Origin of the sequence: Cytobacillus sp. FSL H8-0458 (assembly GCF_038002165.1) — a bacterium.
In the GTDB taxonomy this organism is placed as follows: domain Bacteria; phylum Bacillota; class Bacilli; order Bacillales; family Cytobacillaceae; genus Cytobacillus.
The window spans coordinates 3,791,510-3,811,446 of record NZ_JBBOBR010000001.1; the positions used below are offsets into that span (position 1 = coordinate 3,791,510).

Sequence of the window (19,937 nt, forward strand, 5' to 3'; positions counted from 1 at the left end):
ATGCAAGGCTCATTTCTTATAAGCTACGATATAAAACCCTTCTTCTTCCGACCATTCCGCACAGAATATTTCTTTGATATTTTGATAGCCTTCGGTTTTAATGGATTCCCTCAGCCACTCCCCATCTTTGCCCAGTAGTTTTAAGCCGTCTTCCACTACTTCTCCTTCATCAATCAGTAAAATGGAAGGATTCTTTTCCTTCACCTCAAGTTTCATCATTTCAGGAGTGACAGGCTCTCCTTTTTGATATTTCATTACGCTTAAGCCCCCATTGGTTTCAAGATAAGCATACTTGACTTCGTTCATGCTGAATATTCCTTTCTGGCGCAGCATCGTCCTAAGCTGTTCCATCTCAAGATGATTTTTCTCCATCTCTTTTACATCCAGCTTGCCTTCCTTGACCAGGATCGACTCTCTGCCTTTTAAAATCCTTCTGAATATATTTTTCTTTTTTGCCAGAATTTCAATGATATAAATAAATGCCCCCCATAAGAGAGCCGAATAGATAACTTGAAGCGCCGTTACTTTTTCATCATAAATCGTTTCCTCAATGATCCCTCCAAGAACAACCGCATAGACAAAATCAAACGGGGTTACCTGTGAAAGCTCCTTCTTTCCAAGAATACGGGTTACCGCTAACAGCGTTACCAGCCCCACAGCCATCTTTACTGTTATAGATAAATACACCCATGCTCCTCCTCTCTCTATAGCCTCTCTATTCCCTTAAGCGGCCTTTAAATACACCTTCTCCCGTATTCCACTTTTTGCAAAAAAAGAGATCTCTATGTCAAGAGATCACTTTACATATACTGGCTATTCTCTTTTCTCCGCTTCCTGAAGACTAAATCCTCCAATGCTCCAGATCCTGAAAGAACACCTCCCACAATAAGAACCAGCCCAAGCAAGTGGTTGATGGTGATAACTTCGCCGAGGATAAGCGCCGAGCCTGCCAATGAGAAAAAGGTATTCAGGTTCAAAAAAATACTTGCTTCTGCAGGCCCGATATTACGGATGGCTGTGTTGTAAACCATATGGCCGACAGCTGTTGCCAATACGGCAGATGCGGCAAATGCAGCCCAAACATAGGCTGGGGATTCTGATATGCCCTTAAGTCCGCCAGGTTCCATTACGCCCGCCATTACAAACAGGATCACTCCTCCAAAAACCAGCATATAGCCCGTCAGCAATCGCGGATCAAGTGTTTTTGAAGCCTTACTGATAACAATGAAGCTAAGAGCCTGTGAAAGAATGGACAGGAACACAAAGAAATCGCCCGGAGTTAAGCTCGATATCCCTTTATTTCCTGAAAGAACAATAAAAGTCACGCCTGCACCACCAAGCAGAAAACCAAGCACCTGAATGCCTGTAGGCTTGTGGCGCAGCAGGATGGAAGACAGTATAGCTGTCAAAAGAGGACCCGCACCTAATATAAGCCCCCCATTCACCGCACTCGTTCCCGTTAGGCCTATAGCCAGAAAAAGATGGTGGCTGACAACACTCAGAAGGCCGCCAAAAACAATGTACGAGATTTCCCTTACGCTTGGCTTCCTCACTTTTCCCATTATGCCTAATATTAAAAACACCGTTATGCCTGCAGTTAATATTCGCAGAGAAGTAATCGAAACCGGAGGAAAATAACTGACAAGAATCTTAATTATGCTTACATTCAATCCCCACACAGCCATGATGGAAGTGAGTAGAATGTATGTTTTTATGTTCTTCACATCGATCCTTCTTTCCAAAAAATCCAAATTCAATTTGTATCATTTTATCATATTTCAAATGGGAATATGTCTATTTAAAGCTTTAAAAAGTGAAAGTGAACGGGCATGAAAAACACCCTTCTGGACAAAATAACCATCAGCAGAATGAAGGGAGGGATCTGTTTGTCACCCGCTCAAGATAAATTCTTCAACAAACTCGTTGCTATTCAAGGTGATCTTACCCAGCAAGGGATTGAATACTGGCAGCAATATTCCCACCTCGGCACATGGCAGTTTTGGACTGTTGCATGTCTGCTCATCCTGCCCCTGGTGCTTGTATATTTTAAAATTGACCGGAAGCTTATTTTTCACATCGGTTTTTTCGGGTTTGCTGTTCATGTCCTTTTTTCATATGTGGACACAGCGGGAATCCGCTTCGGCTTGTGGGCCTATCCTTATCAGTTGCTACCGTTCATACCCAGCTTTTCATTAGATGCAGCCATTATCCCTGTCACTATTATGCTCGTATATCAATGGACCTTGAAAAACAATAAAAATTACTACCTTTATGCTCTTTTAACTGCATTGGCTTTCGGATTTGGCTTTAAGCCCTTGCTTGTCGCACATGGTTTATTCCTAAAGTATAAATGGGTTAATTATATTTATATATTTCTTATTTACATTACCCTATTCCTGCTTGCCTATTGGCTTACCAGAGTTTTTCGATGGATGAATAAACGTAAAAAACACAAGTAAAAGAGCAGCCTCCCCTCTAAGGAACGGCTGCTCTCATGCTTATTTCACATCCTGCTCATAAACCATCTCAGGCGCTGCTTTCATTTTATGCTTCTTTTTCGGTTTAGGGCCCATGTTATCAAAACGTGCTTTATCATAAATGGCGGCACCCACAATTTCCGCAGTATCCTGAAGTTTTTCCTTGCTTATTTTATCAATTGTATCCTCTGGAGAATGGTACCACGGCTCAGTAGGGCTGTGAATGAATAATGCGGCCGGGATGCCTGCTTCTGCGAATGGCACATGATCACTTCTGCCACCCTGATATACTGGTGTCGGCTCCCCGTTCAATCTTTCACTGGATGCTTGTGAAAGCTCTGTTACAAGGTTGTCTTTACCATCCAATGTCATCATCACTAAATCGCCCGCATCCCTGCTCCCCACCATATCAAGATTAAAGTTTGCAATGGTTCTGCTGGTTTCATCGTCAGAAAGACTGTCAACATAATGGTAAGATCCAATCAATCCCAGCTCTTCTGCTCCAAATGTCACAAAGCGGATTTCTGTATCGGTCGGAATATCCTTGAACACACGCGCCAGCTCTAATGTCATCGCTGTTCCGGAAGCATCGTCATTCGCCCCAGGCGCACCGGGTACAGAATCATGGTGTGAACCGACTACAATAATGTCTTCGTTCGCTTTCTTTTTGCTGGTTGGTTTCTTTGTGGCAATCACGTTATGGGAAACTTTTTCTCCTGCCTCTGCACCTTCAATGGTCAGGGAAGCTGCTAAGGTTTCACCGCTCTCCAGCAATGCAAGAATTGCCTCACCTTCTGCTTTTGACAGGGCTAAAGCCGGAACATATTCTTCATTATGTGCTCCAAGTGTTCCGCTCAATGGACCCTCTGAATTATTAAAAACAATTACACCGGCAGCACCTTTCTCGGCTGCGTTTAGTACTTTCTCAGCAAAAGAAATGGAACCTCGCTGAATTAGTGCAATTTTGCCTGTGAGATCAGCACCTTCGAGTTCTTCGACTGTTCCCAGACCGGCAAATGCCAGCTCCCCGCTCACATTTCCATTGACTGAATAGGTAAAGGATCTTGGCTGAAGTTCTCCTTCATAGCCATCAATGGTCACTTCCATACTGCTTGGAGGTGTATATCCATAAAACGTGAATGGCTGAATCTCCGTTTCATAGCCATAAGACTCGAATTGACTTTTAATATACTGAACTGCGTTATACTCCGATTCTGTACCGGCTACACGCGGGGTTTGTGAAAGAAAATCAATATTATTATAGATATTTTCTGCATTAATTTTATTGACTACCTTCTTATCGAATACATTTAACGGCAGGTTCTGTTTTACGCCGACTGGCTGTGCAAAAGCTGCTTGTGCTCCGACTGCCCCAAAAACAAGAGTTGAAGCTAACGCTACTTTTAAAATTGGTTTCCTCATCTAGTACCTCCAATAGAATAATAGATTCCGCTCATTAAATATTATAATGTTTCGAAAACTCTTATAAGGGTACAAGATACTAGAATCCTGTAGGTACAAAAATCTATATTTTGGATATTTTGTTATTATTAGTAAATTTATAATAGGAAGAATAGACAAAAAAGAAGGCTGCTCAATGCAAGCCTTCTCCCATTCTATTTCATTAAATCATGGTCCACATAACGCTCGCCGTTCAATTCACTGATTACATTAATCGCCACTTTCGCACCGTCTCCAGCTGTAATGATTGTATGGACGCTGACTCCTGCAATAGTTCCGGCTGCCCAAATGCCATCAACATTCGTCTTACCGTCAGCATCAGCATCCAGAACCGTTTTAATGCGAGGCTCAGTCCCTGCTTTAGTTTTCAAACCGGCTTTTTCTGCTAAATCAGTTGAAAGACCAGCTGCTACAATCACATGTTTCGCTGAATATGATTTTTCTCCTGCTGTTACAGTAAAACCACTCTCAGCTTTTTCAATGTTTTCTACAGTTCCTTCAGTGATCTCTGCCCCAAACTTAACAGCTTGCTTTTTGCCTGTTTCAATCAGTTCCGGGCCAGTGATTTCCATAACGCCATAATGATTTTCAACCCATGCACGTTTAGTCATGCTTTTATCATTATCCACAACCACTACCTTCTTGCCCGCTTTGGCGGCAAACAGCGCAGCACTTGCACCGGCAGGACCTGCACCCACTATTAAAATATCAAACATCCATACTTCCTCCTTTAACACATTATTTAATTATAGTTTATCCAAGCTGATAATAATTGTAAAATAATGTGATTCAAGGGAAATTGTACAATTTAATCCTCATCTTTGATATCCCGGTCCTCCGGTATCGGCTCATTTAAAATTTCCTCCACCAGCTCCCTGTATTTTTCCACCTGCTTTAGATGGGCATTAAACTGTTCCTTGTAAATTAAATACTGTTCTCCGTCATAAATGGCGCGTATTTTCCTTTGCTGAATCAGGCTTTCTACATATGACTCAGGGTAAGATAAATATTCTGCGGTTTCTTTAATGGTCAGATACATGCTTGTCCTTCCCTTTCTTTTTCCTTATAATATGATTTTACTAATTTCCTGGCACTAGAAGACTCTGCCAAAATCATATAGAATAGAAGCTATATATAATCTGTATATGCAACCTGTATATTCTATTATTATACGTGAAAAATACTAATTTGACTGAATTCCAGCTTTTTTTCAGCCAAATAAAGAACAGGAGAAATATAAGCTAATGAATAAAAAAAAGGTATTGGGCTTATATGTGATCATCAGCCTTATTTGGGTATTCGGAACGAATTACCTTTTACATATGCTTGAACCTTCTTCTCTTGTCAGTTTTCTATTCAGAGCTAAAGAATTTCTGTACATCATTGCTACAGGATGGCTGCTCTATTATTTTATAGGCAAAAGAGATGAGCTCAGCGCCTCAAGAGAAGAAGAAAAGCGCCTTTCCACTTTAATTAATTCCATGGTGGATTTCGTTAATTTCAAAGACGGTCATGGCCGCTGGATTGAGTCTAATGAGTTTGGACTTAAGTTATTCAATCTCGAAAATGTCGATTATAAAGGCAAGAAGGACTCAGAACTGGCCGAGTACACTGATTTTTATGCAGACGCACTTCGCTACTGTGAAACATCAGATGAAGAAACCTGGAGAAACGGTAAAATTACACGCATTGAAGAAGTTATTCCTTTACCTGACGGAACAGAAAAAACGTTCGATACAATTAAAGTTCCGCTCTTCCATGCCGATGGAAGCCGAAAGGGACTGGTTATTATCGGCCGGGACATTACAGAAAGAAAGCATGTGGAGAAGCTGCTTGCCGAAAGCCAGCAGCAGTACAAATCCCTGTTTGAATATAATACCGAGATAGTCTTTATGACAGACCTTCATAGCACAATTACGAAAGTAAATCCCCAATTTAAAGCCGTGACAGGATACAGCCCTGATGAAACATTGGGTAAAAGCATCAATGAAATAATACCGGTTCCTTATAAAGCGAAGGCCATTGAAGACTTTACAGGCATCCTTGAAGATAAACAGCCAAAGACCTGTGAGTTTGATTTCAATCATAAAAATGGCAGCACACTGACTATTCAATGCACTGCCCTTCCGCTTATTGTGAATGGTCAAATTGCCGGGGTCATCGGATATGGGAAAGATGTGACAAAGCTTCGTCAGGCTGAAGAAAGACTGCGCCGCACTGAAAAGCTTTCTGTGGTTGGGGAGCTTTCTGCAAGTGTTGCGCACGAAATCAGAAATCCTCTGACATCCTTAAAAGGCTTTGTGCAGCTCATGCAGCTGGAAGATGAAAAGCATCAGTTCTATTATCAGATCATGCAGGAGGAACTGGACCGGATCAACCATATTGTCGGCGAGCTGCTGCTTCTTGCCAAGCCTCAGGATATTTGTTTTACAAAAGCAGATGTCCAAAAGATCCTGTTTAATGTCATTTCGCTTTTAAAAACAGAAGCCAGCATGCACAATGTCCAGATTGAATTTCTGTTAAAATCTGATGTTTATATGATTGAATGTGAACCAAATCAGCTAAAGCAGCTTTTTATCAATATCATAAAAAATGCCATCGAGGCATCTAAAGAAGGCGGCAAAGTAACCGTTACACTGCTGGCTGAAGACCATCTGCTGACTATCCTGGTTAAAGATAATGGCTGCGGCATGTCGGAAGATCGCCTAAATAGGATCGGTGAACCATTTTATTCGTCAAAGGAGAAGGGAACAGGCCTCGGACTCACAGTCAGCTTTAAGATTGTCCAATCCCATAATGGTTCCATTTATTTCAATAGCGAGAAAGGGAAAGGAACAGAAGCTGTCATCAAGCTCCCTGTAAAAAAACAAACACCTGCCACTGAAACTGAATTAACAGTTTAAACAGCAAAAGAGCGATGTTCAATCAAACGTTTGATTGAACATCGCTCTTCTTTTAATTTCCCTTAATCTCCAGCAGCTTCAGCCTCAAGTCATTTTCCATATTGGCCAGGTCATGTTCCGCCTGCCGGCGCTTATTCCTGCCTTCTTCCTGGATCCTCAAGGTTTCTTCAAGAGTAGAGATCAGGTTCTCCTGTGTTTTCTTTAATGTTTCAATATCGACAAGACCCCGCTCATTTTCACGTGCCGTTTCAATCGTATTCACTTTCAGCATCTCCGCATTTTTCAATAGAAGATCATTGGTGGTTTTTGAAACCTTCTTCTGGGCTTCGACGGCATGGCGCTGGCGAAGCAGCGTCAAGGCAATGGCCACCTGATTTTTCCAAAGAGGGATGGCAGTCATGATGGAAGACTGGATTTTTTCAACCAATGCCTGATTGGTATTCTGTATCAGCCGGATCTGCGGCGCACTTTGAATCGTTATTTCACGGCTCAGCTTCAAGTCATAAAGGCGTTTATCCAGGCGGTCAGCAAACTGAATCATATCGTTTACTTCTTGGAACTTCATCTGATCATTTGACTCTTCTGCCTTCTTCTTCAGTTCAGGAATCGTCTTTTCATGAAGTTCTTCAAGCTTCAGTTCACCGGCTGCAATATAGACATTTAACGCATGAAAATACTCTTTATTATTATCATAAAGCTTATCTAACATGACAATGTCGGAAAGAAGCGCATTCTTGCTTCTTTCCAATTTGACGCTGATGCGGTCGATTTGAGCTCCCGTTTTCTGGTATTTGGACAAGACTTCCTGAACTGAACCGGAAATCTTTCCGAACATACGCGCAAAAAAGGATGATTTCTCCGGCTTCAGCTCATCCGGATTCACATCGCTGAATTTTTTCATCAGGTCATTGATGATCGTTCCCACTTCACCAACGTCCTTTTTCTGAACATGCTCGAGCATAGTATGGGAGAACGATAACAGCTTTGATTGAGCTGGTGTTCCGTATGAGATCATCGCCTGGTGATTGGCAGGATCGATTTGCTTTGCAAGCTGATAGGCTTTTTCGCGGTTTTCTTCCGGGATTACATCTATCAGCCTTGTCCGCTTTTCCGATTGCAGCGGCGAGGAAACAGGCTGCTGATTCACCCCGAAAGGATCTGCCAGCAAATCATCCATCAAATCAGTGTTTTTTAACAGGGACGGTTTTTCTTCGGTCATTTTAATCTCCTGCTTTCATCATGAATTCTTGATTCTTTTATCTTCTCAATCGAATTCCTGGCAACATCAATTTCAAGATGAAGCTGATCAATATCTTCCGCGATAACCCGGTGAAGATCTTCCTCCACATGATGGGTAAGGGCATCAAGTGTACGTCTCGTCTCCTGGAGGGACTGATCCAGTTCACGCGATTTTCGCGGCTGGGAGGACAGAAAGACATACTTTTCCGCCAGCTCCACAGCAGAATCCAAATGGGAAAAATAAAACTGCTCCGCCTGATAAAACCGTTTCGGCTCACTTCTGGTCAGTCTGTAAATCCTCCTCGTCACCCTCATGAACTCCATGCGCTGCTTCAGCGTCGGGAAATGCCGAATGGAGAACATCGCTTTATGCAGACGGGTTATTTTGCGGCGTGCCTCATCAAGATTTCGCTTTATATATTGGTATTCCCTTTTCGTCAATCCATGTTTTTTCAAAAAGCGGCGGCGCTGAATCAATCCGCCGGCCCAATAAGTGAGCAATCCTGTTCCAGCTCCATAAACCCCTGACAGAAAAAATGTTTGCCCGAAAGCAAAGTAACTGGCCAGCCAGACACTGACAGACATTGGAACAGCCGTCAGCAGGCGAAAAGCAAATGCTAAAAAGGAATTCATATTTATCGACTCCTACTCATAGTCCTACTTAATTTATACGTAATTGATAAACCTAAAGTTTCATCCACAGACATCTTTCAGCAAAAAAGGCATATATCCTTAAATCTATTAAAACACTTTTAAAAAACTTCTCAAGTTATACGATACAAAATAACACGATTGCCCGCCATAGACCACAAAAGTAATCCTTGCTAAGACCTGAGACGTATATTTTGTAAAAAAAAGCACCTGCGGAAATTTTCCGCAGGTGTTTTATGGCTATTTAACCGCCAATGCACGCTTGCCCATGGCATTGTAGATCTTAATGAACTTCTCTTTTGGCATTTTAACATCTTTTTTAACAGCTTCACTGTCATTAAAATAAACATAATCGGCATCCACACCGGTTACAACAATACAGTGCAGAGGTGTCGGTGCACTGATCGTTTTGCCTGCAGGCGTTTTCCAGGTTCTTTTATTCGGCATTTCATGGCTGATTGTAAACCATGCCAGTACAGGGTTACCCTCTGAAACAGCTTTTTCTATTTCCGAGAAATCCTTCCCGGTCAAATTTACACCGCCAGGACGGTATTGATCAAGCAGCTTTTTCAGCGGCCCCGGATTTATCGTGTGTCCGTTGCCAAAAGGTGTTCCAACAAACCCGACATCAGGGTCCCCCCAGGTTTTAATTGATCCGTCTGCATTTCTTACCAGCTTGGTTGAGTCATATGGCATTTTTTTTGCTAGTGTGGTTTTGCTGACATTCACTCCATAAAACTTCAGTGCCATCGCCAGTGAAGTGACTTCACATCCGCTTGGCAGCTCTGGCCGCTGGGCAATGAGCGGCACATTGATCTTGGACAGGCGGGCGTCACTGACTGTCACATAATCACCGCTTACATAACCCGTGCCGCCATTGTAGGAAATTTTATACCAGCCATTGCTTTCCTTATGTATAACATTCAATTCAGATCCGTTTTTCAAGGACCCTATTTTCCCGTAATTTGTACCTGAACCTTTCCGGACATTTAATGAGGTAGCATCCACCCGGTAAAGTTTTTCATTTGTTTTAACATATTGGCCGCTGACATAGCCTGTTTTGCCATTGTACGTTATTTTGTACCAGCCGTTCGCAAGACGGTCAATAGCCTGAATACTGCTGCCTTGGGCCAGGCTGCCAATCCGGCTGTAATTTGTACCTGGACCGGAACGGACATTCAGACTGGTTGCATCCACTGTGTAAGTATAGGAAGCTGCTTCTGCAACTGCCTCGTTTGAAAAGCTCGGAATTGACGGCGACAAGACTCCTCCTGCTAAAATAGCTGCAGCAACAGTCCCTTTTAATATAGCTCTGTTTCCATATGAACCTTTTAAAATTGCCATACACTTTCCTCCATATTCCTCATTTTTTTCTGTCGAACTTTGCGGACTACTCTAAAAATAAAGATTCGCAAACTTCAAGTCTACCTCTTTGGGACTGGAAAAATTTTATTGATTCTATTGAATCAGTTTGAATTAGCTTATTTAGCGGAGTCAGTATATTTGGCATCTGTATATCTTCCTTTTTGAAAATGTTTATTTATAAAAAATGCAGGGAATAAGCTCTTGTACCAATTTACTTACATCTTGGAGGAAACATAATGAATAAGCACTATTTTTATATAGTTATTTTATTAATAGGATCGATTGTATTTCCTTCCTCAGGATATACAGAGGATTCTAAGAAGGAAAACAAGGTTGTACTGATTTCCTTTGATGGAATGAGAAACGACCTGGCAAAAGAGTTTGTAAAGGACGGCAAGCTTCCTCATATTAAGTCACTTATGGAGAACGGAGTAGCCGCCAAGGATTCCAAGACTGTAACCCCCTCTCTGACCGCACCATCACATGCGGCAATTGCTTCAGGTGCAGTTCCATCGGAAACCGGCATGGTCAGCAATAAATGGCAGGACCCCAACAAGGAATTGGCCAATGGAGAAAGCGCTTTTCATCAGCCGCTTGATAAAAGCCCGCTTTGGGCAGAAGCCAAAAAGAATGGCAAAACAACAGCAACCCTGCTGTTTCCCGGGTCAAACCCTGATGCAGGCGAACAGGCTGATTATGCAGTTTATTATGGTGAAACCTGGGCAGAAAGCTCTCTGGATAAGCTTCAGTTCAAAAAAACAGAGAGCTGGGAGCACACCGAAAACAGCTTTAGCCCTGCAAAAGAAGCTGCAGTGAAGCTGCCATTGAAAAAAGCAAAGAATAAAGAGATCTATATATTAGCTTTAGACACTTCGGATGATGGAAAAACCGGCTATAACCGCTTCATTTTTTCGGAAAACCGTTCGGCAGACTCCGAAGATGTTATCGTCAATGCCAATGAATGGGGGTCAATTCCTGTTGAAGCTGACGGTGAATCTGCAGGGTTCTGGTTTAAGCTGAAAACTGATGCCAGCCTTGAGAAAGCGAGCATTTACCGTACTGCCGTTACGTCAGCCCTCATTGAAGGTCCAGAAGGATTTGAAGAGGAGCTTCTATCGGAATTCGGCTTTTTCCCCGTCCAGGATGATACAAAGGCTTTTGAAAAAAAGTGGATTACTCGGGAAGAGTACGAGGAAATCGGTTCGCGTTTTGTCCGCTGGGCAACTGATGTGTCTCTTTATATTAAAGAAAAATACCAGCCCGATCTGCTGATGTTTTATACACCTCAGATTGATTATGAATCACATCATTTTCTGCTGGCAGATCCGCGGCAGCCCGGGTATTCAGAGAAAAATTCCCAAAGACATTCGAAATACATTGAATGGGCCTACAAGCTTGCAGATGATGTCGTGGGAAAGACGATGGACAGCCTTAGCGAAGAAGACCACCTTCTTGTGGTATCTGATCACGGCATGGAGCCAGTCCACACCATTCTGGCTCCAAACACTCTTCTGAAAGAAGCAGGTCTTTTAATGACAGATAAAAAAGGCAGAGTGGATGAGGAGAACTCCAAAGCAATGGCTGTAGCCAGCGGATCAGCTGCCCAAATTTATCTGAATGAAAACCTCTCCAAAAGAGAAAAGGAAAAGGCTGCAGACCAAGTGGTGAAACTCTTTAGCGAATATAAAATCAAATCCGAATTTAAGACAAAAATCCTAAAGGGCTATTTGGGTGAAGCCGGTGATTTCCTCGCCGAAGGAAAGTTCAGCCAATTTAATCAAACGGCAAAGCATTTTTCCAATTACCTCTTTAGGAAAGAAGAAAAGCCTTATCAGATTGCCTATGATAATAAAAAAGAGAATAAGCACCCTAATCAGGGAGACATATTGCTGCTTGGTGCAAGAGGCTATATGATGGGCAGCAGCTTAACAAGCCCCCAAATGCCGGCAATAGAACTCGGCAGCCATGGCGGCAATCCTGATCGGAAAGAACTTAAGGCTGTATTCTTTGCACAAGGCCCTTCTTTTAAAAATGACAGCCGAATTGGCTCGATTACCGCACTGGATATCGCCCCAACCGTTTATAAACTGCTGGAGATACCGGCTCCTGACTTTTTGGAGGGGAAAGTTCTAAAAGATGCTTTAGAATAAAAACACGGCCTTGCTATGTGCTGCAAGGCCGTGTTTCATTTTAAAAAAACCCACCCCTAAAGAGATGGGCAGAACAAACTATATACAATCCAATTCTACAGTCACCGTAGTTCCTTCACCTATAAAACTATCGATAGTCATCAGCCCTTGATGTTCCTGTATAATCTTGTTGCTGACTGTGAGCCCCAGACCGATTCCTTTATCTTTTGTTGTATAAAAAGGTGTCCCAAGATGCTTAAGCATTTCATCATCAATGCCTGCCCCTTCATCTGCAAAAGCAATCCTTACACGCCCGCTCTCTATTTGCTGCGTGCTGACATATACATTTCCTCCGTTTGGCATAGCTTCAATCGCATTTTTTAAAAAGTTCACAAACACTTGCTTCAGCTGAGGAGGTGAACATAACAGCATAATATCATTCTCACTATGTTTGAGATGAATCTGGACATTATGAAGCAGTGCCTGCGGATGAAGCACCTTAATCGTACTTTCCAGAATAGACATTAAGTTTCCTTTCTCAAACTCGATTGCCTGAGGCTTTGCCAAAGACATGAACTCATTGACAATGATATCAATTCGATCAAGCTCTTCCATAATAATGGAAAGATAATTATCCTGTTTTTCCTGATTAATGCTTGATTGGAGCAGTTTTGAAAAACCTTTTAAAGAAGTCAGCGGGTTCCTGATTTCGTGGGCAACCCCTGCAGCAAGCTGTCCGATAATGGAAAGGCGATCCAAATTCCTCAAAACAGCATCATTATTCACCCTGTCAGTTATATTTCTGCCTACTGCCACAAATAATTCAATTTCACCCCTATCGTTGAAAATAGGGGAAATGCTAGCCTCTACGAAAACGACATCACCATTGGCCGTATTCATTTTTGTCTCAAGGAGCTGAGGCTCTCCTGTTTTAAGCAGGTTTTGAGAGACCTTGTTAAACTTTTCCCTCTCTTCCTCTGAATATATGAAAGTGGTGCAAGACTTCCCCACAAGCTGCAGCGGCGAATATCCCAATACTTTTTCATGAGATGGGGATGCATAAATCACCGTTTGTTCCCTTGTGAAGACCTTGATCATATCTGTCGTATTCTTCGTAATTAAGTCATACAGTTCCCTGGTTTTTCTTAATTCCCTCTCCATACTTTTAAACTCTGTCATATCACGGAATATAGCCAGAACAGCTATGATTTTTCCCTTGGAATTTCTGAAAGGAGAATAGGAAACCGATATATCCAGAATCGAACCATCCTGATGATAGCGCTGTGTGATCACATTGCTGTAAACCTTCCCCAGCTTGACCAGTTTTATAATCTTCTTCACTTCTTCCAGATTCTGAAAATCGGTAAATTTCCTGCCGATAACCTGCGCTTCGGTATAGCCAAAAATCACCGTATACATATGATTGACCCTTATAAAACGGTTTTCCATATCAATGATGGCAACCCCATCTGCCGTACAATTCAGGAACAAATCGAGCAATTCATCAGGATTGGAATATATCGATTCACCATCATTACCAAGGATCGGGAAATCATTGACCATTAACCTCACCCCATTTAATAACTCTATAAACTATATTTTACAGAATTATATGAAAAAAAGCATGAGGATTCTTTAGAGCTCAATAAAAAAAAAGCAGCTTTCCCTCAGGTCAGCTGCCCTCTATCCATTCCAATCCCGCGACTGCTTCACAATGCATAGTCTGCGGGAACATGTCCACAGGCTGCACTTCGATGGTTTTATATCCACCATCCTCCAAAATACGCAGATCCCTTGCCAATGTTCCCGGATTGCAGGATACATAGACAACTTTCTTTGGCTTCATACTTAAGATGGTTTTCAAAAGGGCTTCATCACAGCCCTTTCTCGGCGGGTCAACGACCAGCACATCTGCCATGTTCCCCTTTTTATACCATTCAGGAATTACTTCTTCTGCTTTCCCCACTGCGAATGAAGCATTTGTCATCCGGTTCAGTTCCGCATTCCTCTTCGCATCCTCAATGGCTTCCGGCACGATTTCAACACCGAACACTTCTTTTGCTTTCTGTGCCAGGAAAAGAGAGATGGTGCCAATACCGCAGTACGCATCGATAACTTTTTCTTCACCGCTCAAATCCGCATATTCCAATGCCTTATCATATAAAACCTTCGTTTGCTCCGGATTCACCTGATAAAAGGAGCGTGCTGAAATCGCAAATTTGATATCGCCAATAAAATCATAGATCACTTCTTCGCCCCAAAGGACTCGTGTAACATCTCCCATGATCACATTTGTCTTCCGCGAATTCACGTTATGGACGATGGATTTAACACCTTCGATGCTTGATGCAATCTCTTCCGCAATCTTTTGCTTATGCGGAAGCTCGTTCGTCCTGGTAACAAGAACAATCATCACTTCGCCGGACGCAAGCCCATAGCGCGCCATCACGTGGCGGAGCTCGCCTTTATGCCTGCCTTCATCATAAGCGCGAACACCATAGCGGCCGCAAATTTCCTTTACCTTTTGAACAACCTCATCATTTTTTTCCTGCTGAATGAGACATTCCTTCATATCGATGATCTGGTGGGTGCGCTGCTGGTAAAACCCGCCGATCAGACCGCCCTCCTGCTCTCCAATCGGAACCTGCGCTTTATTTCTGTAGCGCCACGGATCCTTCATGCCGAGAACCGGATGCACCTTGACGCCCTCAAGCTTCCCGATTCTTTCCAGAACATCTCTGACCTGTTTTTCCTTGGCGAGAAGCTGGCCTTCATAGCTCAGGTGCTGCAGCTGACATCCGCCGCATTCCTTATAAATCGGGCAGGGTGCTTCTACCCGGTATGGGCTGCTTTCGTATGTCTCGATCAGGCGCCCAAATCCATATCCCTTATTCACCTTAATCACTTTTACCTTTGCTCTCTCACCGGGAAGCCCATCCGGCACAAAAAGCGGATAACCGTCCACCTTTGCCACTCCTGCCCCTTCATGGGTCAAATCCTCAAATGTAACATCTATATAATCATTTTTCTGCACAGGTAATGTTCTGCTCATCATTTTCTTCCTTTTCAGCTTAATTCCGTGACCTTTTTTGACTAGACAGATTGTATCATAAAACAGGGGTAAATACGAAATGGATATCTTTCGGATTCTGAATCTTTGCATAGCCTGAAGCATGCCTATTAGCAGATTCTAACCCTTTATTTGCATATTTTCCGGTCTATTTGCAAGGTTTCCATATCTATTTGCTCTTTCACTCTTCTATTGGCAGGAATACTTTTCTATTTGCATCGTTCACAACTTCATGTGTTTTCGCAAAATTAAAAGCCCGCCCTGTAATAGAGCGGACTTCCTATTATTCGCGGGAGCTTTCCCAATCGGTGGGACGGTCTTCTTCACGAATCTGGTCAATAGGGACAAATACTTCCAAATGTCTGTACAGGTTTACGAATTCGGCAGGAAGCAGCCCGCCAAATTCACCGTCAAGATTGAGCTGTACTTTCTCTTTGGAGTGCACTTTAATGCGATTTGCCTGCGTGTAGATGACGTTCGGATCCTTTACATGCTCACCCCGGACTGCCATTGTCGCGATCCGGATAAAATCGGCGAGGTTGGTTTTCTTTAAAATCAGCAGGGAAAATAGCCCGTCATTAATACAGGAATCCGGCGCAAGCTTCTCAAACCCGCCGACTGAATTTGTCAGACCGACAAGGAAAAGCATGACCTCACCCTCAAAGATTTTGCCATCAAACTCGATGCTCACTTCAGTTGAACGGATTGAAGGCAGCATTTCAATTCCCTTTAGGTAATAGGCAAGCTGGCCAATCATGGTTTTAAGCTTGCTTGGCACCTCGTAAGTCAGCTCTGTCAGCCTTCCTCCACCGGCAATATTAATAAAATATTTATCATTTATGCGGCCAATATCAACAGGAATGGTATCTCCTTTTACAATGATATCTGCTGCCGCTTCCACATCTCTTGGAATATGGAGAGCACGGGCAAAATCATTGGTTGTGCCCGTTGGGATAATGCCGAGGCGAGGACGGTAATCCTGTTCGGCGAGTCCATTTACAACCTCATTAATCGTACCGTCTCCGCCTGCTGCAACGACCAGGTCGAATCGGCGTTCAACAGCTGTCCGGGCAGCTTTAATCGCATCCCCTTCACCTGTGGTGGCGTGGCATGAGGTTTCATAGCCAGCTCTCTCCAATTTTTGCAAAACCTCTGCTAAATGTCTCTTAAAAATTTCCCGGCCTGAAGTCGGATTATAAATAATTCTTGCTCTTTTCATAGCCCATCATCCTATTATTGAAATATCTAAACTTAATCCTCTTTATTCCATCTTTTTACATCATAGCGAATAGTCCACGGCTTAGCAATTATTCACTGCTATCCGTTTCTATTCTATTCACTTCCTGCTATTTTCACAAGTAGTCAGATGCACAAATGAATTATACCCTCATTAGGCAAAAAAGTATCGTAATTAAGTTATATTTCTTGGCCTGTTGATCTAAAATCATCATTAGCCAGGATAAGGCAGAGCATTATTCCTGTTTCAGGTCCTGCAAAACAAGGCTCTTAACATAGTCAATAATGGTTCTATATGGATATTCATCATTGATTACTCTATGAAGCATGGCCCCGTCCATAAAAGTCCAGAACAATCCCGCTACATGATTTGGGTCTGTAGCGGAACGGAATTCCCCGGCATCCTGTCCTTCCTCCATAATATCTGTTATCAGCTTTAAAAAGAACTTCTTTCCCCGTTCATTGAGGATTCGATTCAGGTTCTCATCTCTTGAGGAATGCAGCGTAAATTCCAGCTGCACAGTTATTCTGTCTTTTCGTTCCTCGCTGAATGGGCTCATATCCCTGTACAAGTCAAACAGGTATTCAAGTTTCTCTTCCGCGGAGGAGAACATGGATATTTTCTCTGCAAGTCTTGCATTAGCTGATTCTGTCTGCTCATTCAACAGCTCCAAATAGATTTCTTCCTTGCTTTTAAAATAATTATAGATGGCTCCCTTGCTTATTCCTGAGTAGGCGACTATATCATCTATGGTTGCTGCCTGAAATCCTTTTTTGGCAAAACAGGCCAAGGCGCCAGACAGGATCTCTTTCTTTTTTTTCCGTTTATATTCCTCTGATACAATAGGCGGCAATTCTGTCCCTCCAAGGCAACTGATTTATTCTCTTTCAGTTATGCATTTATCAGCAGCACTTTCGGCTGATTTCACTGTCTTTCAGAACTTCTTCTATATACAGGCTGGCATGTTCACTCGTGATTTCCGTGCTTTCCTCCGCCAATCCCGCTCTTATCAAGTCTTCTTTCATTTTAGCGAGAAATAAATCTCTGATAGCTGCTGAACGGCACGGCTGCAGCTGCGCTGCCAAATCCCAAATCCATTGCTCAAGATGGACACTCTTGCTCTTTTTTTGCATTTCCTGCGGAACCTGCCTTCTTCCCATATCTCCCACTCCCCAGGTATTGTAATTAAAATAAACTGATCGGTCTTTTTTATTGTAAGTATTTTTATATGAATTTTCAAATTTTTTAATGTAAAAAAACTCCTAACTTCGGTTAAGAGTTACTCCTGATCTATTTGATTTTTCTCCCGGTACATGGTTACTAATCCCCCAATAAGCACAAAGCAGGCGAAGGCAAGAGGGAACCAGCGCTCAAACCAGGAGGCTTTAGGAGGAAGCCCACTCTGTTCCTGAGAAGCTTCTTCGGGGGTTCCGCCTGCAATCTGAGCCATAACAAGATTGGTAAAGGCCTCTTCCCCCGGCATTGCGGGCAAGGAGTACTCCTCCTCTTCCATCGCTTCGAGGTATACTTCCAGACATTGATCACATATATAGAGATGATCTTCATAGAGTTCACGCTCAGGTTCAGAAAGCTCATTTTTCGAATATTTCCGCCATTCCTCTAATGAAAAATGCTCCATGAAAATCATCTCCTTCCAATGTTCCTTACAGGGAGTGCTTTGAAGCACAAATAATATCCTGCAGGGTATTATTTTTATCAAACATATCCTTAAAACTATTCGAATAACATGCTTTCTTTTTGAGTGCCGAAACAATCATAATTTAGAGGAAAGAATAATTCAATACCTTTTTTATAATAATCTCTCACTAAAAAAGTTACAGAATTTTCTATTCCGGATAATGATTAATTCTCCCTTTTCACTAAACCATTATATGGTAAACTGTAAGCAATGACTACATGCAGAGGAGGCTAGTAAAAAAATTTCAAATAAAGGACAACTCTAAATAACAATTGAATATATTGATGAAAAAGGATGAATACGATGACTCTTCTTATTTACCTGGCAGCATACTTGATAGGATCAATTCCTACTGCCTTATTGTTTGGCAAATTTGCCTTTGGAATTGACATTCGTGATCATGGCAGCAATAATCCTGGTGCGACTAATACATTAAGGGTTCTTGGCAAGAAAGCGGCTATTGTGGTTCTGCTGGTGGATGTGAGCAAGGGTGCTGCAGCTGCGGCAATTCCTGTGATTCTGAACGCTGAGGCTGATCCGCTAATAGTCGGGATGGTTGCAGTTGCCGGCCACTGCTTTCCGGTCTTTGCAGGATTCCGCGGAGGAAAAGCCATCGCAACCACCGCAGGTGTATTGCTTTCTGTAAATATTTGGATGTTTTTAATCGCCTATATTTCTTTTATAGCTGTCATTTTCCTAACGAAGTATGTATTTTTTGGCTCTTTATCAGTGGGTGGATCCTTGCTTATCTATTCCTTATTTACTGAAGGCACTGAACATGAACTTATCTTTTCTATTTTCCTATTATTTCTGATTTTCCTGCATCGTTCGAACATTAATAACTTTATTGATAATAAGGAGCCTAAAATCAATGATAAGCGCTTAAAAGATGACCGCATCCCTCCAAGAGATGATAAAAAGCGTGCTTAATTGAAACCCGGACCCTGCATTCGGGTTTTTTTATTATTTTTCACATGAAAGCAGCTCTTTAAGCAAAACCTTTGAATAAAGTGCGTTCGAAGGAGCTTGCATATGTTCTTGATCTTAAAAATAGCGAGTCTTTACTTAATCACAATCATGATTATGAGACTGATGGGGAAATCGACGATTATCCAGATGACTCCTTATGACCTTGTCGCTATCATTATCGTTGGCACAGTGGCGTCTGAGCCTCTCATTAGCACAAAATACGGGCCGACATTAGCAGCATTGGCCATTCTGGTAGGCCTTCACATTCTCTTCTCTTATTTGACTTTAAACCAAATTGGCAACCGATTTTTTCTTGGTGAGCCGACGATGCTGATTAAAAATGGTGAAATCCTGGAAGACAATCTGGAAAAGTCCCATCTTTCCATGTCTCAGCTGCTGTCCATTTTAAGAAGCAAAGGCTACCCGAAGATTGCGGATGTTGATTACGCTATTCTCGAGCCAATCGGTGAAGTGAGCATCATACCGAAAGTGGCCAATACGCCTGTCACAGTTGAGCATTTAAAGATCCCCATTCAGGATGAGGGGCTCCCGATTGCAGTGATTGTGGATGGCAGGATTCAGACCCGTAACCTCGAGTTGCTCGGACAGACCAAGGATTGGCTTTTAGATCAGCTTCGTCAAAACGATTTGAATGAGAAAGAGATTATGTACGCTTATGTGAATGAAAAGTCAAAGAAGTTGAATATAAACAGACGCAGATAATTTTACAAAATAGG

The 19,937-nt window shown here is 42.4% G+C and carries 19 protein-coding genes; 5 read left to right on the top strand and 14 right to left on the bottom strand.

The genetic code is table 11. From position 1 onward, the window contains the following. Positions 1–9 precede the first annotated feature (9 nt). Positions 10–687 (bottom strand): DUF421 domain-containing protein, encoded by a 678-nt coding sequence (locus tag NYE23_RS18990; RefSeq protein ID WP_341079985.1) that lies wholly within the window; start codon positions 685–687, stop codon positions 10–12. A 113-nt stretch (positions 688–800) separates the two neighbouring features. After that, positions 801–1,724: a DMT family transporter gene (locus NYE23_RS18995; RefSeq protein ID WP_341079987.1), complete on the bottom strand. Its 924-nt coding sequence runs from the start codon at positions 1,722–1,724 to the stop codon at positions 801–803. A 162-nt stretch (positions 1,725–1,886) separates the two neighbouring features. On the opposite strand from NYE23_RS18995, the gene NYE23_RS19000 reads away from it, so the two are divergent. Further along, positions 1,887–2,459 (top strand): CBO0543 family protein, encoded by a 573-nt coding sequence (locus NYE23_RS19000; RefSeq protein WP_335449881.1) that lies wholly within the window; start codon positions 1,887–1,889, stop codon positions 2,457–2,459. A 39-nt stretch (positions 2,460–2,498) separates the two neighbouring features. On the opposite strand, the gene NYE23_RS19005 is transcribed toward NYE23_RS19000, so the two are convergent. The 3 genes from NYE23_RS19005 to NYE23_RS19015 all read right to left on the bottom strand — a co-directional run bounded on the left by NYE23_RS19005 (position 2,499) and on the right by NYE23_RS19015 (position 4,977). Beyond that, positions 2,499–3,899: a M28 family peptidase gene (locus NYE23_RS19005; protein ID WP_341079989.1), complete on the bottom strand. Its 1,401-nt coding sequence runs from the start codon at positions 3,897–3,899 to the stop codon at positions 2,499–2,501. A 194-nt stretch (positions 3,900–4,093) separates the two neighbouring features. Further along, the gene (locus tag NYE23_RS19010; protein ID WP_076258255.1) at positions 4,094–4,654 is read right to left on the bottom strand and encodes an FAD-dependent oxidoreductase; all 561 of its coding nucleotides are present in this window, start codon (positions 4,652–4,654) and stop codon (positions 4,094–4,096) included. Positions 4,655–4,746: 92 nt separating this feature from the next. Next, complete coding sequence (locus NYE23_RS19015) at positions 4,747–4,977, bottom strand: excisionase family DNA-binding protein (RefSeq protein ID WP_076258253.1); 231 nt, start codon at positions 4,975–4,977, stop codon at positions 4,747–4,749. Positions 4,978–5,182: 205 nt separating this feature from the next. Here NYE23_RS19015 and NYE23_RS19020 point away from each other — a divergent pair, with 205 nt between their 5' ends. Beyond that, positions 5,183–6,841 (top strand): PAS domain-containing sensor histidine kinase, encoded by a 1,659-nt coding sequence (locus tag NYE23_RS19020; RefSeq protein ID WP_341079994.1) that lies wholly within the window; start codon positions 5,183–5,185, stop codon positions 6,839–6,841. Between the two features lie 52 nt (positions 6,842–6,893). On the opposite strand, the gene NYE23_RS19025 is transcribed toward NYE23_RS19020, so the two are convergent. The 3 genes from NYE23_RS19025 to NYE23_RS19035 form a co-directional block, all read right to left on the bottom strand. Then, on the bottom strand, positions 6,894–8,060 hold the full coding sequence (locus NYE23_RS19025; RefSeq protein ID WP_076258248.1) for a toxic anion resistance protein: 1,167 nt from the start codon (positions 8,058–8,060) through the stop codon (positions 6,894–6,896). After that, positions 8,057–8,713, bottom strand: a complete 657-nt coding sequence (locus tag NYE23_RS19030) for a 5-bromo-4-chloroindolyl phosphate hydrolysis family protein (RefSeq protein ID WP_341079997.1) — start codon at positions 8,711–8,713, stop codon at positions 8,057–8,059. Before NYE23_RS19030 ends, NYE23_RS19025 begins: the two co-directional genes overlap by 4 nt. 258 nt (positions 8,714–8,971) lie before the next feature. Then, positions 8,972–10,075, bottom strand: a complete 1,104-nt coding sequence (locus tag NYE23_RS19035) for an SH3 domain-containing protein (protein WP_341079999.1) — start codon at positions 10,073–10,075, stop codon at positions 8,972–8,974. 257 nt (positions 10,076–10,332) lie between these two features. Between NYE23_RS19035 and NYE23_RS19040 the strand changes: the two genes are divergently transcribed. Further along, positions 10,333–12,246 carry an alkaline phosphatase family protein gene (locus tag NYE23_RS19040; RefSeq protein WP_341080001.1) on the top strand — a complete coding sequence of 638 codons (1,914 nt, stop codon included), beginning with the start codon at positions 10,333–10,335 and terminating at the stop codon, positions 12,244–12,246. A 78-nt stretch (positions 12,247–12,324) separates the two neighbouring features. Here the strand turns inward: NYE23_RS19040 and NYE23_RS19045 are convergent, their stop codons facing one another. From NYE23_RS19045 to NYE23_RS19070, 6 genes are all read right to left on the bottom strand, one after another. Beyond that, positions 12,325–13,788, bottom strand: a complete 1,464-nt coding sequence (locus tag NYE23_RS19045) for a PAS domain-containing sensor histidine kinase (protein ID WP_076258241.1) — start codon at positions 13,786–13,788, stop codon at positions 12,325–12,327. 109 nt (positions 13,789–13,897) lie between these two features. After that, a complete protein-coding gene (gene rlmD / locus NYE23_RS19050) occupies positions 13,898–15,277 on the bottom strand; it encodes a 23S rRNA (uracil(1939)-C(5))-methyltransferase RlmD (RefSeq protein ID WP_341080006.1) in 1,380 nt (459 codons plus the stop codon). Positions 15,278–15,578: 301 nt separating this feature from the next. Next, complete coding sequence (locus NYE23_RS19055; RefSeq protein ID WP_076258221.1) at positions 15,579–16,514, bottom strand: diacylglycerol kinase; 936 nt, start codon at positions 16,512–16,514, stop codon at positions 15,579–15,581. 253 nt (positions 16,515–16,767) lie between these two features. After that, positions 16,768–17,385: a TetR/AcrR family transcriptional regulator gene (locus NYE23_RS19060; protein ID WP_341080008.1), complete on the bottom strand. Its 618-nt coding sequence runs from the start codon at positions 17,383–17,385 to the stop codon at positions 16,768–16,770. A gap of 49 nt (positions 17,386–17,434) precedes the next feature. Next, entirely contained in the window at positions 17,435–17,692 is a 258-nt protein-coding gene (locus NYE23_RS19065; protein WP_076258219.1) for a hypothetical protein, read from the bottom strand. 119 nt (positions 17,693–17,811) lie between these two features. Continuing rightward, entirely contained in the window at positions 17,812–18,171 is a 360-nt protein-coding gene (locus NYE23_RS19070) for a hypothetical protein (RefSeq protein ID WP_076258218.1), read from the bottom strand. A 363-nt stretch (positions 18,172–18,534) separates the two neighbouring features. Here NYE23_RS19070 and plsY point away from each other — a divergent pair, with 363 nt between their 5' ends. After that, positions 18,535–19,161, top strand: a complete 627-nt coding sequence (plsY, locus tag NYE23_RS19075) for a glycerol-3-phosphate 1-O-acyltransferase PlsY (protein ID WP_341080010.1) — start codon at positions 18,535–18,537, stop codon at positions 19,159–19,161. A gap of 102 nt (positions 19,162–19,263) precedes the next feature. Next, positions 19,264–19,923, top strand: coding sequence for a DUF421 domain-containing protein (locus NYE23_RS19080; protein ID WP_076258214.1), 660 nt, complete (start codon positions 19,264–19,266; stop codon positions 19,921–19,923). Positions 19,924–19,937 lie beyond the last annotated feature (14 nt).

Bases quoted from the DNA above. Each gene is read 5' to 3' on its own strand.
- NYE23_RS19005 (WP_341079989.1), bottom strand. From the start codon at position 3,899: ATGAGGAAACCAATTTTAAAAGTAGCGTTAGCTTCAACTCTTGTTTTT.
- NYE23_RS19010 (WP_076258255.1), bottom strand. From the start codon at position 4,654: ATGTTTGATATTTTAATAGTGGGTGCAGGTCCTGCCGGTGCAAGTGCT.
- NYE23_RS19015 (WP_076258253.1), bottom strand. From the start codon at position 4,977: ATGTATCTGACCATTAAAGAAACCGCAGAATATTTATCTTACCCTGAG.
- NYE23_RS19020 (WP_341079994.1), top strand. From the start codon at position 5,183: ATGAATAAAAAAAAGGTATTGGGCTTATATGTGATCATCAGCCTTATT.
- NYE23_RS19025 (WP_076258248.1), bottom strand. From the start codon at position 8,060: ATGACCGAAGAAAAACCGTCCCTGTTAAAAAACACTGATTTGATGGAT.
- NYE23_RS19030 (WP_341079997.1), bottom strand. From the start codon at position 8,713: ATGAATTCCTTTTTAGCATTTGCTTTTCGCCTGCTGACGGCTGTTCCA.
- NYE23_RS19035 (WP_341079999.1), bottom strand. From the start codon at position 10,075: ATGGCAATTTTAAAAGGTTCATATGGAAACAGAGCTATATTAAAAGGG.
- NYE23_RS19040 (WP_341080001.1), top strand. From the start codon at position 10,333: ATGAATAAGCACTATTTTTATATAGTTATTTTATTAATAGGATCGATT.
- NYE23_RS19045 (WP_076258241.1), bottom strand. From the start codon at position 13,788: ATGGTCAATGATTTCCCGATCCTTGGTAATGATGGTGAATCGATATAT.
- rlmD (WP_341080006.1), bottom strand. From the start codon at position 15,277: ATGAGCAGAACATTACCTGTGCAGAAAAATGATTATATAGATGTTACA.
- NYE23_RS19055 (WP_076258221.1), bottom strand. From the start codon at position 16,514: ATGAAAAGAGCAAGAATTATTTATAATCCGACTTCAGGCCGGGAAATT.
- NYE23_RS19065 (WP_076258219.1), bottom strand. From the start codon at position 17,692: ATGGGAAGAAGGCAGGTTCCGCAGGAAATGCAAAAAAAGAGCAAGAGT.
- NYE23_RS19070 (WP_076258218.1), bottom strand. From the start codon at position 18,171: ATGGAGCATTTTTCATTAGAGGAATGGCGGAAATATTCGAAAAATGAG.
- plsY (WP_341080010.1), top strand. From the start codon at position 18,535: ATGACTCTTCTTATTTACCTGGCAGCATACTTGATAGGATCAATTCCT.
- NYE23_RS19080 (WP_076258214.1), top strand. From the start codon at position 19,264: ATGTTCTTGATCTTAAAAATAGCGAGTCTTTACTTAATCACAATCATG.